Raw genomic sequence first — 611 nt, forward strand, 5'->3', positions numbered from 1 at the left:
AATAACACTCCCGCATCGTACAAGAAAGAATTTGACTGGTTGAAGGAGGTTGACAGTTTAGCCCTTGCTAATGCGCAGATGAATTTGCAGGCAGCATACAACAATTTCTTTCAGTCACCTAAAACAGGCTTTCCGAAATACAAATCCAAGAAATCCAACCGCAGAAGCTATACAACAAATTATGTAAACGGCAATATTTCTATTGACAATGGATCTATCAAGCTTCCGAAAATAGGCTTTGTAAAGCTGAAACAGCACCGAAATATTCCATTAGATTACAAGCTGAAATCTGCAACGATAAGTCAAGCACCAAGTGGGAAATATTATGCAAGCGTTCTGTTTGAGTACGAAAATCAAGTACAACAACAAACGCCGACGACTTTCTTAGGACTAGACTTCTCCATGCACGAGTTATACAAGGACAACAACGGAAATGAACCTTGCTATCCAAAATATTATAGGCAAGCGGAAAAGAAGCTGGCAAGAGAACAACGCAAGCTTTCCAAAATGCAAAAAGGTTCAAACAACCGCAACAAACAGCGTATCAGAGTAGCCAAACTCAACGAAAGGGTTGCCAATCAACGCAAGGATTTTCTACATAAAGAGTCAAG

1 protein-coding gene is annotated in these 611 nt (G+C 39.9%); it reads left to right on the forward strand.

Features of this window, described 5'->3' with window-relative positions; genetic code table 11:
* Window positions 1–39 precede the first annotated feature (39 nt).
* Window positions 40–611: RNA-guided endonuclease InsQ/TnpB family protein (locus ABC831_RS26420; RefSeq protein WP_343251052.1), on the forward strand; the 572-nt coding region annotated here is incomplete at its 3' end.

Source organism: Diplocloster hominis (assembly GCF_032380655.1).
Classification (GTDB): domain Bacteria; phylum Bacillota; class Clostridia; order Lachnospirales; family Lachnospiraceae; genus Diplocloster; species Diplocloster hominis.